A 17,010-nucleotide genomic window follows, 5' to 3' on the forward strand; every position below is an offset into this window, starting at 1 on the left:
ACCCCACACTGCCGGACTCCCCCACAGAGGAGCTTGCGTGACCCCCCTCTACGCGCGTCACAAGCGCACCACTCTGGCCATCGCCACCGCGGTCGCCGCCGGAGCCCTGCTCGCCACCGGTGTCACCACCGGTGCCTCCGCCCAGCCCGCCGCGGGCAAGGCGGCCCCCCTCGCCGCTGCCCCGCAGCTGCTCTCCGACTCCGCGCGGACCGCGCTGGTCAAGGAGAAGCAGGCGGCCGCGCCCGAGACCGCACAGCAGATAGGCCTCGGCACCAAGGAGAAGCTGGTCGTCAAGGACGTCGTCAAGGACGTCGACGGCACGGTGCACACCCGCTACGAGCGCACCTACGCGGGCCTCCCGGTCCTCGGTGGCGACCTGGTCGTCCACACCGCTCCGTCGGGGAAGACCGAGGGAGTCACCAAGGCGCACCAGGCGGCCATCAAGGTGGCCACCGTCACGCCGAAGATCTCCACGGCCAAGGCCGAGAAGCAGGCGCTGACCGCGGCGAAGGCCGCCGGCTCCGACAAGACCGCCGCCGACGGTGCCCGCAAGGTCATCTGGGCCGGCGGCGCCACCCCCGTCCTCGCCTACGAGACCGTCGTGGGCGGCCTCCAGGACGACGGCACCCCGAACCAGCTGCACGTCATCACCGACGCGGCCACCGGCAAGAAGCTCTTCGAGTACCAGGGCATCGAGAACGCCACCGGCACCGGCAAGACCCTGTACTCGGGCACCGTCAGCCTCGACACGACCCTGTCGGGCACGACGTACAGCCTCACCGACGCCACGCGCGGCGGCCACAAGACGTACAACCTGAAGCACGGGACGTCCGGCACCGGCACCCTCTTCACCCAGACCACCAACACCTGGGGCACCGGCACCGCGTCCAGCTCCACCACCGACGTGACCGCCGCCGCGGACGCCGCCTACGGCGCCCAGGAGACGTGGGACTTCTACAAGAACACGTTCGGCCGCAGCGGCATCAAGAACAACGGCGTCGGCGCCTACTCCCGCGTGCACTACGGCAGTTCGTACGTGAACGCGTTCTGGGACGACAGCTGCTTCTGCATGACCTACGGCGACGGGTCGGGCAACAACCACCCGCTCACCTCGCTCGACGTGGCCGGCCACGAGATGAGCCACGGCGTCACCTCCAACACCGCGGGCCTGAACTACTCGGGCGAGTCCGGCGGCCTGAACGAGGCGACCTCGGACATCTTCGGCACCGGCGTGGAGTTCTACGCCAACAACAGCAGCGACGTCGGTGACTACCTCATCGGCGAGAAGATCAACATCAACGGCGACGGCACCCCGCTGCGCTACATGGACAAGCCGAGCAAGGACGGCGGCTCGAAGGACTCCTGGTCCTCCACCGTCGGCAACCTCGACGTCCACTACTCGTCGGGCGTCGCCAACCACTTCTTCTACCTGCTGTCCGAGGGCAGCGGCGCGAAGACCATCAACGGCGTGAGCTACAACTCGCCGACGTCCAACGGCTCCACGGTCACCGGCATCGGCCGCGCCAAGGCGCTGCAGATCTGGTACAAGGCGCTGACGACGTACTTCACGTCGACCACCAAGTACGCGGGCGCCCGCACCGGCACCCTCAGCGCGGCGGCGGCCCTCTACGGCTCCGGCTCCACCGAGTACAACGCGGTGGCGGCGGCCTGGTCGGCGGTCAACGTCAACTGACGCAGGCCGAGTTGACACGCTAGGCGCGAGGGCGGTACCCGGAGCGAAGGCAGCTCCGGGTACCGCCCTACTCTTGGGTCCCATGTCCTTCACGTACGACGACGTCGGCGCGACCCGCGAACGCGGCTTCTGCCCCCCGGGTTTCCATCCCCTGTATGTGCGCACACGTCTCGGCGAGGGCGAGAAGGTCTTCCGCCGGGCCGCCGAAGCGGTCCTGACCTGGGAACTCCACCGCGAGCTGGGCATGGGCATCGAGGCGAGCGCGGAGAAAGCGGCCCCCGGCGTGGACGTGACGATCACCCTCGCCGGCCTCATCAAGGCCCCCTGCCGCGTCGTCTGGACCCTCGAGGAACCCCGCCGCGCGGGCTGGGCCTACGGCACCCTCCCCGGCCACCCCGAATCCGGCGAGGAGTCCTTCGTGGTCGACCGCACCGGCGACGGCACGGTCTGGCTCACGGTCTCCGCCTTCAGCCGGGCCACCAAGTGGTACGCCCGCATGGGCGGCCCGGCGACGAGAGGCCTGCAGCACGCGTACGCCCGCAAGATCGGCAGCACCCTGCGCCAGATCTGCGCGCCGTATTCGGAGGTGTGAGAGGGGGGACGCCCCGCGCCCCCAAGGGGCGCGGGGAACCGCGCGACCAGCCATGACGGACCGGCAGCCGAAGAGCTAGCGCATCAACACCCCGGCACCTTCGACCCCGTCATCCACCGGCACCGCCACCAGCCCCAGCTCCGCCCCGGACGCCAACAACCGGTGCGCGGGCAGAATCCGCACCGTGTACCCGTAGGGCCCGGTGCGATCGAGCTCAAGGGGCCCCTCGTACAACCAGTGCCCCTCCGCGTCAGGACCCCCGACCGGCTTCAGGGGCACCGTCACCGCGTCCCCGATCCGGTCCTCCGGGTCCACCCGCCCCGAGACCGCCTGCACCTCCACGTCATCGGGAGCGAGACCGGCCAGCCCCACCCGCACCCGGAGGTTGAGCGTCGTACCGAGCTCCGCGGTGGCCGTGGCCGCCGACGTCTCCACGTGGTCGACGGTCACCCCGTGCCAGGCGGCCCGCACCCGCCCCTTCCACGCGGCGAGTTCACGCGCCGCGTCCGGGGTCATCGCGCGATGGGCGTGCGCGGCCGGGGCGTACAGCCGCTCCACGTACTCGCGGACCATGCGCCCGGCGAGGACCTTCGGGCCGAGCAACGTCAGTGTCTGGCGGACCATTTCGATCCAGCGGTCGGGCAGCCCGTCCTGACCACGCTCGTAGAACCGCGGGGTGACCCGCTGCTCCAGGAGGTCGTAGAGCGCCGCGGCCTCCACGTCGTCCCGGTGGTCGGGATCGGTGCCCGTGCCGTCCGCCGTGGGGATCGACCAGCCGAAGTCCGGCTGGAACCACTCGTCCCACCAGCCGTCCAGGACCGAGAGGTTGAGGCAGCCGTTCAGGGCCGCCTTCATCCCGCTCGTGCCGCAGGCCTCCAGCGGGCGGAGCGGGTTGTTGAGCCAGATGTCGCAGCCGGGGTAGAGCTTCTGCGCCATCGCCATGCCGTAGTCGGGCAGGAAGACGATGCGGTGCCGGACACGCGGGTCGTCCGCGAACCTCACCAGCTCCTGCACCAGCCGCTTGCCCCCGTCGTCCGCCGGGTGCGCCTTGCCCGCCACCACGATCTGGATGGGGTGGTCCGGGTGCAGGAGGAGATCCATCAGCCGGTCCCGGTCACGCAGCATCAGCGTCAGGCGCTTGTACGACGGGACCCGGCGCGCGAAGCCGATCGTGAGGACGTCCGGGTCGAGGACACCGTCGATCCAGCCCAACTCGGCCGATCCGGCGCCGCGTTGGCGCCAGGACGCGCGCAGGCGCTCCCGCACCTCCACGACCAGCTGCTCGCGCAGCTCGCGGCGCAGCTCCCAGATGTCCTGGTCCGGGATCTCCGCGACCGCGTCCCAGCGGTCCGAACCGCCCACCGTCAGCGCGTCCTCGGTGCGGGACGCGCCGATCTGCCGGGCGCCGAGCCGGAACACCTCGGGGGCGACCCAGGTGGGCGCGTGCACCCCGTTGGTCACGGAGGTGATCGGCACCTCCTCGGGGTCGAAGCCCGGCCAGAGTCCGGAGAACATCTCGCGGCTCACCTGACCGTGCAACAGCGAGACGCCGTTGGCCCGTTGACCCAGCCGCAGGCCCATCACGGCCATGTTGAACAGGTTGGGCTCGCCGCCCGGGTAGGTCTCCATGCCGAGGCTCAGGATGTGCTGGACGTCCATGCGCGGGAGTTCGGCCTCGGGACCGAAGTGCCGGGCCACCAACTCCCGGTCGAAACGGTCGATTCCGGCCGGTACGGGGGTGTGCGTGGTGAAGACCGTGCCGGCCCGCACCGCCTCCAGGCCGGCGTCGAAGTCCAGCCCCGCGTCGCAGAGTTCGGCGATCCGCTCCAGGCCGAGGAAGCCCGCGTGCCCCTCGTTCGTGTGGAACACCTCGGGCTCGGGGTGACCGGTCAGCCTGCAGTACGTCCGGACCGCCCGCACACCCCCTATACCGAGCAACATCTCCTGGAGCAACCGGTGTTCACTGCCGCCGCCGTAGAGCACGTCGGTCACTCCTCGCTCGCCGAGGTCGTTCTCCTCGACGTCCGAGTCGAGCATCAGCAGCGGGACCCGGCCGACCTGCGCGAGCCAGATCCGGGCGTGCAGCGAACGCCCTCCGGGCAGCGCGAGGGAGACCTGGGCCGGGGAGCCGTCCTCCTCCCGCAGCAGCGCGACCGGGAGTTCGTTCGGGTCGAGGACCGGATAGTGCTCCTGCTGCCAGCCGTCCCGGGACAGCGACTGCCTGAAGTAGCCGTGCCGGTACAGGAGTCCGACGCCGATCAGCGGTACGCCGAGGTCGCTGGCCGATTTGAGATGGTCGCCGGCGAGGATGCCGAGGCCGCCGGAGTACTGGGGCAGGGCGGCCGTGACGCCGAACTCGGGTGAGAAGTAGGCGATGGCGGCGGGGAGTTCACGCTCGGCGGCCTGGGTCTGGTACCAGCGGTCACCGCCCACGTAGTCGGCGAGGTCTCCGGCGACCTCGGTGAGCCGGCGGAGGAACCGGCTGTCCTCGGCCAGTTCCGTGAGGCGCTCGGCGGAAACGCTGCCGAGGAGTCGTACGGGATCGCGTTCCGAGGCGGCCCAGCGTTCGGGGTCCACGGACTGGAAGAGATCGCGGGTGTCGGCGTGCCAGGACCAGCGCAGATTGCGCGCCAGATCGCTGAGAGGTCGGAGGGGTTCGGGGAGAACGGGACGGACGGTGAATCGACGGATCGCCTTCACAGCTCCACCTCGGCGCTTCGCTGGATGACACACGGCAATGTGTGTCGTCGTGTGTGACGACGGTACCGGGGATGGTGTCGCGCTCGCTGGGTGCTTCGCCCGCAGCTCCCCGCCGAAGAAGTTGAACCGGCATGTACTGAAAAGGCGCCCTCATGCGCCCTTGTGGTGCTTCGCGCCTCACGAGAGGCTGCCCTGTGGAGAGTTGAAGGAGGGGAACTCGACATGGCACGGACGCGTACGCGGCGTCTGCGCCGGGCGGGGGGCCTGACCGCGGTCACCACAGTCGTGGTGTTTTCGGCCATCACCCTGCCCGCGCACGCCGCACCGGAGGGGACCGTACTCGGTGCCGGAGCACCCGGTTCCGTCAGCGACAGCTATGTGGTGACGCTGAAGGGGGGAACGAAGGCTCCGTCGGCCGCCGGAAAGGGCCTCGCCGAGAAGTACGGGGCGAAAATACGCCACACCTACGGCACGGCCCTGAACGGCTATGCCGTCGAGGCGAACGAGAGACAGGCCCGGCTCCTCGCCGCCGACTCCCGGGTCGCCTCGGTCGCGCAGGACACCCGCGTCACCCTGGACAGCAGCAGCCGTGTCCAGCACGATCCGCCGTCCTGGGGCATCGACCGGCTCGACCAGCCGAGCCTGCCGCTGAACAGGAGCTACACCTCGCCGGCCTCCGGGGGCAGCGGCGTGACGGTGTACGTGATCGACACCGGCATCCGCGTCACCCACAAGGACTTCGGCGGCCGGGCCGCCTACGGCTGGGACTTCGTCGACAACGACGCCACCGCCCAGGACGGCAACGGCCACGGCACCCACGTCGCCGGCACGATCGCCGGCACCACGTACGGCGTCGCCAAGAAGGCCAGGGTCGTCGCCGTACGCGTCCTCGACAACGCCGGAGCCGGTACGACCTCGCAGGTCATCGCGGGCATCGACTGGGTCACCCGGCACGCGCACAAACCCGCGGTCGCCAATCTCAGCCTGGGCGGCCACCACAACGCCCAGCTGGACGCGGCCGTACGCAACTCGATCGCCTCCGGTGTCACCTACACGGTCGCGGCGGGCAACGACGGGCTGTCGGCCGGCCTGTACTCCCCCGCGGACGTGAAGGAGGCCGTCACGGTCGGCGCCGTCGGCCGGAACGACGCCCGGGCGGCCTTCTCGAATGTCGGGCCGGCCGTCGACCTGTTCGCCCCCGGGGTCTCGATCACCTCCGCGTCCTATGCCAGTGACACGGGGAAGGCGACCTACTCGGGTACGTCGATGGCATCACCGCACGCGGCCGGAGCGGCGGCCGTCTATCTCGCCGTTCACCCGCACGCCACCCCCGCGCAGGTCTCCGCGGGTCTTGTCGCGGGGGCGGTTTCCGGCAAGGTGTCCGGTGCGGGGCCCGGTTCGCCGGACAAACTTCTGCAAGTACCGCGGTCGTAGTGCGGGAGTGACGGCTCCGGCCCTGTTCGCCCTGGACGGGGCCGGATCTTTCTGTGGAGATCTGCGCGTAAGTAGTTAGCAACCTGCCGGATTGCTAACACGAATAGGGTGGGAAGGCTCCACCGGTACGCCCCCAGACGCACCACGGGATCTTCTTCGCAGGACCCACCTCCCCACATCCATCCGCCCACACCCACGTTGACGCGGACAGGAGCGGTCATGCCCGCCACGCACCACTCGTCACCACCCACGACATCCGGCACGGCCACGCCCCCCGTGCGCCCCGTCGGCACGGCACCACCCGCCCCGGAGCCACCCTCCGCGGACGGTACATCGCCCGGCATCGGACGCATCCCCGTCCTCGATGTCCGGCCGGTCGTCCAGCACGGCCACCGGTCCGCCAAGGCGGTGACCGGTGAGGCGTTCGAGGTCTCGGCCATCGTCTTCCGCGAGGGCCACGACGCGGTCGCCGCAAACGCCGTCCTGTACGACCCGGACGGCCGCCCCGGCCCCTGGACCCCGATGCGGGAACTCGCCCCCGGCTCCGACCGGTGGGGCGCCACCGTCACACCCGGCGCACCAGGCCGGTGGACGTACACCGTGGAGGCCTGGAGCGACCCGGTCACCACCTGGCGCCACCACGCGCGGATCAAGATCCCGGCCGGCATGGACACCGACCTGGTCCTGGAGGAGGGCGCGCGGCTGTACGAACGCGCCATCACCGGCGTACCGAAGGGCAAGGGCCTGCGCCCGGTCCTGCGTGCCGCCGTCACCGCCCTCCGCGACGAGACCCGCCCGCCGATGTCCCGGCTCGCCGCCGCGCTGACCCCGGAGGTGGACAAGGTCCTCGCCCGGTATCCGCTGCGGGAACTGGTCACGGCCGCCGAGCCCCGCCCCCTCCTGGTCGAGCGGGAGCGGGCCCTCTACGGCGCCTGGTACGAGTTCTTCCCGCGCTCCGAGGGCACTCCGGCGCAGCCTCACGGCACTTTCCGTACGGCCGCGAAACGGCTGGACGGGATCGCGGCGATGGGCTTCGACGTCGTGTACCTCCCGCCGATCCACCCGATCGGGACGACCTTCCGCAAGGGCCCGAACAACACGCTCTCCGCGGGGCGTGAGGATGTCGGCGTCCCCTGGGCGATCGGCTCGCCGGAGGGCGGGCACGACGCGATCCACCCGCAGCTGGGCACGCTGGAGGACTTCGACGCGTTCGTCACGCGGGCCGCCGAGCTGGGCATGGAGATCGCCCTCGACTTCGCGCTGCAGTGCTCGCCGGACCACCCCTGGGTGGAGAAGCACCCGGAGTGGTTCCACCACCGCCCGGACGGGACGATCGCCTACGCGGAGAACCCGCCGAAGAAGTACCAGGACATCTACCCGATCGCCTTCGACCGGGACATGGACGGCCTGATCACCGAGACCGTCCGGGTGCTGCGGCACTGGATGGACCACGGGGTGCGGATCTTCCGCGTGGACAACCCGCACACCAAGCCGGTCGTGTTCTGGGAACGGGTGATCGCGGAGATCAACGGCACCGACCCGGACGTGATCTTCCTGGCCGAGGCGTTCACGCGGCCGGCGATGATGCACACGCTCGCGCAGATCGGCTTCCAGCAGTCGTACACCTACTTCACCTGGCGCAACACGAAACAGGAACTCACCGAGTACCTGACCGAGCTGTCGGGCGAGGCGGCCGCCTACATGCGGCCGAACCTCTTCGTGAACACCCCCGACATCCTGCACGAGTTCCTCCAGGAGGGCGGCCGGCCCGCCTTCGAGCTACGGGCGGTGCTCGCGGCGACTCTTGCGCCGACCTGGGGGGTGTACAGCGGGTATGAGTTGTGCGAGAACACCCCGTTGCGGCCCGGCAGCGAGGAGTATCTCGACTCCGAGAAGTACCAACTCCGGCCCCGTGACTGGGCGTCGGCCGAGCGGGAAGGACGGAGCATCGCGCCTCTGCTGGGCAGGCTCAACGACATCCGGCGCCACAGTCCGGCGCTGCGGCAGCTGCGTGACCTCCACTTCCACCATGTGGATCAGGAGGCGGTGATCGCGTACTCGAAGCGGAGCGGTTCGAACACGGTTCTGGTGGTCGCGAACCTCGACCCGCACCACACCCAGGAGGCCACGGTCTCGTTGGACATGCCGCAACTCGGCCTGGAATGGCACGAGTCGGTGCCGGTGCGCGACGAGCTCACCGGTGAGACCTATCACTGGGGCAGGGCCAACTATGTGCGCCTGGAACCGGGCAACCGGCCCGCACACATCCTCACCGTCCTGCGACCGTCCCCGCAGATCGGAGGGTCACCCACAATATGATCTTCAACGAGCCCGTCCCGGACACCTTCGAGGACACTCCCGCCAAGGACCGGGACCCCGAGTGGTTCAAACGCGCCGTCTTCTACGAGGTCCTGGTCCGCTCCTTCCAGGACAGCAACGGCGACGGCGTCGGTGACCTCAAGGGCATCACCGCCAAACTCGACTACCTCCAGTGGCTGGGCGTCGACTGCCTCTGGCTGCCCCCCTTCTTCAAATCACCGCTGCGCGACGGCGGTTACGACGTCTCCGACTACACCGCCGTACTCCCCGAATTCGGCGACCTCGCCGACTTCGTCGAGTTCGTCGACTCCGCCCACCAGCGGGGCATGCGCGTCATCATCGACTTCGTCATGAACCACACCAGCGACCAGCACCCGTGGTTCCAGGAGTCCCGAAAAGACCCCGACGGACCCTACGGCGACTACTACATGTGGGCCGACGACGACAAGCAGTACCCCGACGCCCGCATCATCTTCGTCGACACCGAAGCCTCCAACTGGACCTTCGACCCCGTCCGCAAGCAGTACTTCTGGCACCGCTTCTTCTCCCACCAGCCGGACCTCAACTACGAGAACCCGGCCGTGCAGGAAGAGATCCTCTCGGCGCTGAAGTTCTGGCTGGACCTGGGCATCGACGGCTTCCGGCTCGACGCGGTCCCGTACCTGTTCGCGGCCGAGGGCACCAACTGCGAAAACCTTCCGGCAACCCATGAGTTCCTCCGCCGGGTGCGCAAGGAGATCGACGCGCAGTACCCCGACACGGTGGTGCTGGCGGAGGCGAACCAGTGGCCCGAGGACGTCGTCGACTACTTCGGCGACTTCCAGAGCGGCGGCGACGAGTGCCACATGGCATTCCACTTCCCGGTGATGCCGCGCATCTTCATGGCGGTCCGCCGGGAGTCCCGCTACCCCGTCTCGGAGATCCTGGCCAAGACCCCGGCGATCCCGTCCGGCTGCCAGTGGGGCATCTTCCTGCGCAACCACGACGAGCTGACCCTGGAAATGGTCACCGACGAGGAACGCGACTACATGTGGGCCGAGTACGCGAAGGACCCGCGTATGCGCGCCAACATCGGCATCAGGCGCAGGCTGGCCCCGCTCCTGGACAACGACCGCAACCAGATCGAGCTGTTCACCGCCCTGCTGCTGTCGCTCCCCGGCTCGCCGATCCTCTACTACGGCGACGAGATCGGCATGGGCGACAACATCTGGCTCGGCGACCGCGACGCCGTGCGCACGCCGATGCAGTGGACACCGGATCGCAACGCAGGTTTTTCGTCCTGTGACCCTGGCCGCCTGTCGTTGCCGACCATCATGGACCCCGTCTACGGCTACCAGGTCACCAACGTCGAGGCGTCGATGTCGTCGCCCTCCTCGCTGCTGCACTGGACGCGCCGCATGATCGAGATCCGCAAGCAGAACCTGGCCTTCGGACTGGGTTCGTACCGGGAGCTGCCGTCGTCCAATCCGGCGGTGATCGCGTTCCTGCGCGAGTACGAGGACGACCTCGTGCTGTGCGTGAACAACTTCTCCCGGTTCGCGCAGCCGACGGAACTGGACCTGCGGGCGTTCAATGGGAGGCATCCGGTCGAACTGTTCGGCGGGGTGCGCTTTCCGGCCGTAGGTGAGCTGCCGTATCTGCTGACGCTGGCGGGGCACGGCTTCTACTGGTTCAGGCTCCGCAAGGAAGCCGCCTAGTTCCTTGCTGGATCCCGGTGGGGTGGGGCGGTTTCGGTTTCTTCCGCCCCGCCGGGGGCACGCAACAGTGACACCCCGACCACCCCCCGGGGAAAGGAATGTGGCACCTATGGCGGAGACTGTCACAATTTCCGGCCGGACCAGTCCCGGCCCGGGCCTCCTCGCGTCCCTCGACCCCCTCCTGCGGGAGTGGCTGCCGAGGCAGCGCTGGTTCGCGGGCAAGGGCCGTCCCGTCACCGGTTTCTCACTGGTGTCGGCGACCGAGCTGCTTCCGTTGGAGGGGCCGCTGGGCCTCTACCACCTGCTGATCCGCGCCCATCAGTCCCCCGCGCCGGGCGACTGCTACCAGCTCCTCATAGGCGTGCGCGAGGCGCTGCCACCCCGGCTCGCGCCCGCGCTCATCGGACATGTGGAGAAGGGCCCGCTCGCCGGTCACACGGTGTACGAGGCCCTGTACGACCCCCGGCCCGCCGAGGTGCTCCTGGAGGCGCTGCGCACCCAGGCCCGCATCGGCGGGCTGCGTTTCGAGCGGGCCGCGGACTCCCCGGAGATCGGCCCCGGTCTGACCCCGCGCCTGATGACGGCGGAACAGTCCAACTCCTCGGTCGTCTACGGCGACTCGTACATCCTGAAACTTTTGCGCCGGATCGTCCCCGGCACCAACCCCGACCTCGAACTCCCGCTGGCCCTCGCCCTGGAGGGCTGCCCCCGGGTGCCGGCCCCCACGGCCTGGCTACGGGCCGAGCTGGCCGACGAGCCGTACGTCCTCGGTGTCCTCCAGCCCTTCGTGCAGGGCGCGTCCGACGGCTGGGAACTGGCGCTCGCCGAGCTGGCGAAGGGCGAGGACTTCGCCGCGGAGGCGCGGTCGCTGGGCCGGGCCACGGCGGAGGTCCACGTGGCCCTCGCCCGAGCCCTCCCCACCACCACCCTGGGCCACGCCCAGCTGGAACTCCTGGTCGACGGCATGACCGAACGCCTCGACGCGGCGGCCCAGGCGGTACCGGCGCTCCGACCCTACGTTCCCGGCCTGCACTCGGCCTTCACGGCACTCGCGGACCTGGCGGCCGAGGGCGAGACATGGACGGCCCAACGCATCCACGGCGACCTGCACCTCGGCCAGTGCCTGTACTCCCCGTCCGGCGAATGGTCCCTGATCGACTTCGAGGGCGAGCCCTCCAGGCCCCTCGCGGAACGCCGTATGCCCCAGCCGCCTGTCCGTGACATCGCGGGCATGCTCCGCTCCTTCGACTACGCGGCCCACTCCGCGACCCCGGCCGTGCCCGGGTGGGCGGATGTGTGCCGGGCGGCGTACTGCTCGGGGTACGCGGAGGTCACGGGGGTCGATCCGCGGACGGATCCGGTCCTGCTCCGCGCATACGAGACGGACAAGGCGATCTACGAAGTCCTGTACGAGGCACGGCACCGGCCGGACTGGTTGGCGGTGCCGATGTCGGCGGTACGGCGCTTGTCCGACCCGACGTGATGTGGTTCCCCGCCCACCCACCCCTTCCTGACTCCGACCTCCCCCTCACCCCCACCCTCACCCCGCCCAGGAGGCCTCGACCGTGACCCCGCGTACGCCGTCCAACCGTTCCCGTCCGGAGAGGGCGGTTGAGGGAGATGGCCGGGTGGGAGGGGGGCCGGGTGTTGGTGAGCCGGGGGTAGCGGGTGCCCGGGAGGGGGACGGTGCCGGGGGTGAGCGGCCCGCGGGGGCGGTCGCGAAGGGTGAGGCGAAGAAGAGGGGTGGAGCGGCGCGTGCTGCCGTCGCCTCGGAGAAGGACGGTACGAAGACGGTGGCCGCTGAGAGTGCCGGGCGCGGGGAGGCCGGGGGCAAGAAGGCGGCGGGCAAGAAGGCCGCGGTGACGGAGAAGCCTGGGGTGGCGGAGAAGCCTGCGGTGACGAAGAAGGCCGTAGGCAAGAAGGCGGCGGGCAAGAAAGCCGCGGTGACGGAGAAGCCTGCGGTTCCGGAGAAGCCTGCGGTGACGGAGAAGCCTGCGGTTCCGGAGAAGCCTGCGGTGACGAAGAAGGCCGTAGGCAAGAAGGCGGCGGGCAAGAAGATCCCGGGCACGAAGGCGGCGCCGAAGAACGCCGTGGCGAAGACCGGTTCGGCGGACGAGACCTCGGCGACAAGAGCTGCGACGGAGAAGGCCATGACGAAGACGGGCGCCGCGAAGACGGGTACGGCGAAGAAGACGAACGCGCCGGTGAAGCGGACCAGCGCGACGGTGAGGGTTCCGGTGGAGACGGGTTCGACGGAGACGGGTCCAGCGGAGACAGGTCCGACGGAGACAGGTCCCGCGGAGACGGGTTCGGCGGAGATAGGTCCAGCGGAGACAGGTTCGGCGGCTGAAGCCGTGGCGGAGACGGGCGACTCGAGGAAGAACGTGACGAAGCGAGCCTCAGCGAAGAAGGCGGCGGGTAAGAAGGCCGTGGCCAAGAAGAGCGCCGGCAAGAAGAGCTCGGCGAAGAAGGGCCTGGCCAGGAAGACAAGCGCGGCCGAGAAGCCCACGCGGCGAACGGTGAGCGCGGACACGGGGACGGATGCGGCGGCGTCTACTGAGCCGGAGAGGGAGGCTTCCGCGCCGGAGGGGGTGGGTGCCGGGGCGGAGCGGGTGAGTACCGGGGCGGAGCGGGTGAGTACCGGAACTGACGAGGCGGCTTCCGCGCCGGAGGGGGTGAGTGTCGGAACTGACGAGACGGCTTCCGCGCAGGAACAGGTGCCTGCCGTGGCGGACGGGGTGACTTCCGCACCGGGGCAGGTGGATGCCGCGGAGGATGAGGCAACTCCCGCACCGAGTCAGGTGGGTGCCGCAAAGGATGGGACAACTCCCACACAGGAACAGACGGCCGGTACAACAGACGAAGCAACCCCCGCACCCGAACAGGCGGCAGCTTCCGTAGCGGACGGGACGGCCGCCGCACCGGAACAGGACGACGCCGCGCCGGGCGAGGCGACTCCCACACCGGAACAGGGCGACGCCACATCGGGCGAGGTCACTCCCGCACCGGAACAGACAGCTGCCGCAACAGACGAAGCGACTTCCGCACCGGAGCAGGCGGATTCCGCAGGGGATGGGGCGACCGCCGCACCGGAACAGGTGCCTGCCGCGATAGACGAGGCGACTCCCGCACCCGAACAGACGGCTGCCACAGCAGACGAGACGGTTCCCGCACCGGAAGAGGCACCTGCCGCAGTAGACGAGGCAACCCCCGCACCAGAGCAGGCGGCTGCCGCGATAGATGAGGCCGATCGCGCACCGGAACAGGCGACCTCCGCGCCGGAGCAAGCCGCTGCCGCAACCGGCACCACGCCCGCCCCGGAACCGGGCCCCACCCCGGAACCAGACCTCGCCTCGGAGTCGGGGCTCACCTCGGAATCAGGCACCGCGCCAGAACCGGACCTCGTTTCGGCATCGGGACCCGCCTCTGAGCCGGGGACCACTCCGGACCCGAGCCCCGCGTCGGAGTCGGACCTCGCCTCGGCATCAGTTCCCACTCCTGAATCAGGGCCCACCCAAGTACCGGCCCCCGTCACGGAGTCGGGGCCCACCCCGGAGCCAGACTCTGCCCGGGAACCCCACCTCACCTCAGAACCGGCACCCGCCCCCGAGCAAAACTCCACCCCTGAACCGGACTTCACCTCGGAACCGGGACCCATACCGAAATCCGCGGCCACGCCAGAACCGGGCCTCGCGCCGGAGTCAGGACCCAACCCAGAAGCGGACCGCACCGCGGAGCCGGGACTCACCGTGGAACCAGGGCCCACCTCGGACTCAGAACCCACCTCGGACTCAGAGCCCAATCAAGAACCGGCCCACGCCTCGGCATCGGTCCCCGCCTCAGAGCCGGACCCCGACTCGGACCCGGAGTTCACTCCGGAACCGGACCTCGTATCGGAGTCCGGACTCACCGCGGAGTCAGAGGCCGTCGACCAAGATCCGCACCTCGCCTCGGAGTCGGACTTCGCCTCGGTATCAGGGCCCACTCTTGAAGCAGAGCCCGCCTCCGATCCTGACCCCGTCTCGGAATCGGGGCCCGCCTCAGAGCCGCAGCCCGCCCAAGAACCGCACCTCGTCTCCGCATCGGACCCCGCTTCCGAACCGGCCACGCCGTCGGCACCGCCCGAGACCGCAGAGCCGCCCGCCTCCTCAACCCCGCCCGTCGCCCAGGACCCGGTCGCGCTGCTGACCGCTGCCGACGCCCCGAAGACGGTCGCGTCACCGACGCCTGCCACCCCGAACCCGGCCGAGCTCACGGAGTTGGCCCCCACCGGCACCCCGACCTCGGACCCCACCCCCGCCATCTCCCCCGCCCTGAACGCCACCGACCGCGACCGGCTCCTCCACGGAACCCACCACGCCCCCCACTCCGTACTCGGCGCCCACCCGGTCCCCGGCGGGGTCGCCTTCCGGGCGTTTCGGCCGTTCGCTCGTGGAGTGACGGTCGTGGCAGGGGAGTTGAGGGCGGAGTTGCATGACGACGGGGACGGGTTCTTCTCGGGGCTGGTGCCGCTGCAGGGCGTGCCCGAGTACCGGCTCAGCGTGGCGTACGACGGTGCCGTCCAGGAGGTCGAGGACGCGTACCGGTTCCTGCCCGCGCTCGGTGATCTGGACCTGCACCTGATCGGCGAGGGCAGGCACGAGGAGTTGTGGCAGGCGCTCGGCGCGCGGACGATGACGCATCAGGGCGTCGCCGGCACCCGGTTCACCGTGTGGGCCCCGGACGCCCAGGGCGTCCGCCTCGCCGGCACCTTCAACTTCTGGGACGGCACCGGCGCCCCCCTCCGCTCCCTCGGCGCCACCGGCGTCTGGGAGTTGTTCATGCCGGGCATCGGCGAGGGCGAGCTGTACAAGTTCGAGATCACCCGGCCGGACGGCTCCAAGACGCTCCGCGCCGACCCCATGGCCCGCCGCACCGAGGTCCCCCCGAGCACGTCCTCCATCGTCACCGCCTCGCACTACACCTGGGGCGACGAGGAATGGCTCGCCCAACGCCCCCAAGTCCCGGCCCACGAGGCCCCGTTCTCGGTCTACGAGCTCCATCTCGCCTCCTGGCGCCCGGGCCTGACGTACCGCCAGCTCGCCGAGCAACTCCCCGCCTACATCAAGGACTTGGGCTTCACCCACGTAGAGCTGATGCCGGTCGCCGAGCACCCCTTCGGTGGTTCCTGGGGTTACCAGGTCACCGGCTTCTACGCCCCGACCGCCCGCCTCGGCACCCCCGACGACTTCAAGTTCCTCGTCGACTCGCTGCACCAGGCCGGCATCGGCGTCCTCATGGACTGGGTCCCGGCCCACTTCCCGCGCGACGACTGGGCGTTGGCCGAGTTCGACGGCCGCCCCCTGTACGAGCACGAGGACCCGCTCCGCGCCGCGCACCCGGACTGGGGCACCCTGGAGTTCGACTTCGGCCGCCGCGAGGTCCGCAACTTCCTTGTGGCGAACGCCGTCTACTGGTGCGAGGAGTTCCACATCGACGGCCTGCGCGTGGACGCGGTCGCCTCGATGCTCTACCTCGACTACTCACGCGAGCCCGACCAGTGGACCCCGAACGAGCACGGCGGCCGGGAGAACCTCGACGCCGTGGCCTTCCTCCAGGAGATGAACGCGACCGTGTACCGCAGGGTGCCCGGTGTCGTCACGATCGCCGAGGAGTCCACCGCCTGGGACGGCGTCACCCGTGCCACGCACCACATCGGACCGGGCGGATTCGGCGGCCTGGGCTTCGGGTTGAAGTGGAACATGGGCTGGATGCACGACTCGCTGGACTACATGTCCCATGAGCCCGTGCACCGCAAGTTCCACCACCACGAGATGACGTTCTCGATGGTGTACGCGTACAGCGAGAACTACGTGCTGCCGATCTCGCACGACGAGGTCGTCCACGGCAAGCGGTCACTGGTCTCCAAGATGCCCGGCGACTGGTGGCAGCAGCGCGCCAACCACCGCGCCTACCTCGCCTTCATGTGGGCCCACCCCGGCAAGCAACTCCTGTTCATGGGCCAGGAGTTCGCCCAGGGCGCGGAGTGGTCCGAGACCCGTGGCCCCGACTGGTGGCTCCTCGACCCGGCCTACGGCGCCGAGGCCGACCACCGCGGCGTACGCAACCTCGTCCGCGACCTCAACACGGTGTACCGCCACACCCCCGCCCTGTGGCAACTGGACACCGACCCGGCCGGCTTCCAGTGGATCACCGGCGACTCCGCGGAGGACAACGTCCTCGCCTTCCTCCGCTACGACGCCGACGGCTCCCCCCTCCTCGCCGTCAGCAACTTCTCCCCCGTCGTCCGCCACGACTACCGCCTCGGCGCCCCCGACGACATCCCCGCCTGGCACGAAACCCTCAACACCGACACCGCCCTCTACGGCGGCGGCGACATCACCAACCCGGCCCCCATAAAGCCCGAACCCCAACCCTGGCACGGCCGCCCGGCCAGCATCCGAGTGACGCTCCCCCCGCTGGCGACCGTCTGGCTGCGCCCCGCATAGCAACCCGACAGCACAGGCAGGGCCCCTTCCAACACTGGTGGGGGCCTTTCCAACACCGGCGGGGCCTTTCCAGCGCTGACGGCGCCC

8 protein-coding genes are annotated in these 17,010 nt (G+C 70.0%); 7 read left to right on the top strand and 1 reads right to left on the bottom strand.

The features are described from left to right. The first annotated feature begins 37 nt into the window (after positions 1–37). On the top strand, positions 38–1,693 hold the full coding sequence (locus tag OHT77_RS14170) for a M4 family metallopeptidase (RefSeq protein ID WP_328828733.1): 1,656 nt from the start codon (positions 38–40) through the stop codon (positions 1,691–1,693). An 82-nt stretch (positions 1,694–1,775) separates the two neighbouring features. Next, positions 1,776–2,285 carry a DUF1990 family protein gene (locus tag OHT77_RS14175; RefSeq protein WP_328828734.1) on the top strand — a complete coding sequence of 170 codons (510 nt, stop codon included), beginning with the start codon at positions 1,776–1,778 and terminating at the stop codon, positions 2,283–2,285. A 75-nt stretch (positions 2,286–2,360) separates the two neighbouring features. On the opposite strand, the gene OHT77_RS14180 is transcribed toward OHT77_RS14175, so the two are convergent. Further along, a complete protein-coding gene (locus OHT77_RS14180; protein WP_328828735.1) occupies positions 2,361–4,985 on the bottom strand; it encodes a glycosyltransferase family 1 protein in 2,625 nt (874 codons plus the stop codon). 222 nt (positions 4,986–5,207) lie between these two features. Here OHT77_RS14180 and OHT77_RS14185 point away from each other — a divergent pair, with 222 nt between their 5' ends. The 5 genes from OHT77_RS14185 to glgB all read left to right on the top strand — a co-directional run bounded on the left by OHT77_RS14185 (position 5,208) and on the right by glgB (position 16,923). Continuing rightward, entirely contained in the window at positions 5,208–6,419 is a 1,212-nt protein-coding gene (locus OHT77_RS14185; RefSeq protein ID WP_328828736.1) for a S8 family peptidase, read from the top strand. 219 nt (positions 6,420–6,638) lie between these two features. Further along, positions 6,639–8,738, top strand: coding sequence for an alpha-1,4-glucan--maltose-1-phosphate maltosyltransferase (locus tag OHT77_RS14190; RefSeq protein ID WP_328828737.1), 2,100 nt, complete (start codon positions 6,639–6,641; stop codon positions 8,736–8,738). Then, positions 8,735–10,435 carry a maltose alpha-D-glucosyltransferase gene (gene treS / locus OHT77_RS14195; protein WP_328828738.1) on the top strand — a complete coding sequence of 567 codons (1,701 nt, stop codon included), beginning with the start codon at positions 8,735–8,737 and terminating at the stop codon, positions 10,433–10,435. The genes OHT77_RS14190 and treS overlap by 4 nt, the downstream gene beginning before the upstream one ends. 109 nt (positions 10,436–10,544) lie before the next feature. Then, positions 10,545–11,918, top strand: a complete 1,374-nt coding sequence (locus tag OHT77_RS14200) for a maltokinase N-terminal cap-like domain-containing protein (protein WP_328828739.1) — start codon at positions 10,545–10,547, stop codon at positions 11,916–11,918. Between the two features lie 2,776 nt (positions 11,919–14,694). Then, positions 14,695–16,923 carry a 1,4-alpha-glucan branching enzyme gene (gene glgB, locus OHT77_RS14210; protein WP_328828741.1) on the top strand — a complete coding sequence of 743 codons (2,229 nt, stop codon included), beginning with the start codon at positions 14,695–14,697 and terminating at the stop codon, positions 16,921–16,923. Positions 16,924–17,010 lie beyond the last annotated feature (87 nt).

It is taken from the genome of Streptomyces sp. NBC_00252, assembly GCF_036187565.1.
GTDB lineage: Bacteria > Actinomycetota > Actinomycetes > Streptomycetales > Streptomycetaceae > Streptomyces.

What these genes read in the sequence shown, in the direction of transcription:
- OHT77_RS14185 (WP_328828736.1), top strand. Translation starts at nt 5,208, where the DNA reads ATGGCACGGACGCGTACGCGGCGTCTGCGCCGGGCGGGGGGCCTGACC.
- OHT77_RS14175 (WP_328828734.1), top strand. Translation starts at nt 1,776, where the DNA reads ATGTCCTTCACGTACGACGACGTCGGCGCGACCCGCGAACGCGGCTTC.
- OHT77_RS14200 (WP_328828739.1), top strand. Translation starts at nt 10,545, where the DNA reads ATGGCGGAGACTGTCACAATTTCCGGCCGGACCAGTCCCGGCCCGGGC.
- OHT77_RS14190 (WP_328828737.1), top strand. Translation starts at nt 6,639, where the DNA reads ATGCCCGCCACGCACCACTCGTCACCACCCACGACATCCGGCACGGCC.
- treS (WP_328828738.1), top strand. Translation starts at nt 8,735, where the DNA reads ATGATCTTCAACGAGCCCGTCCCGGACACCTTCGAGGACACTCCCGCC.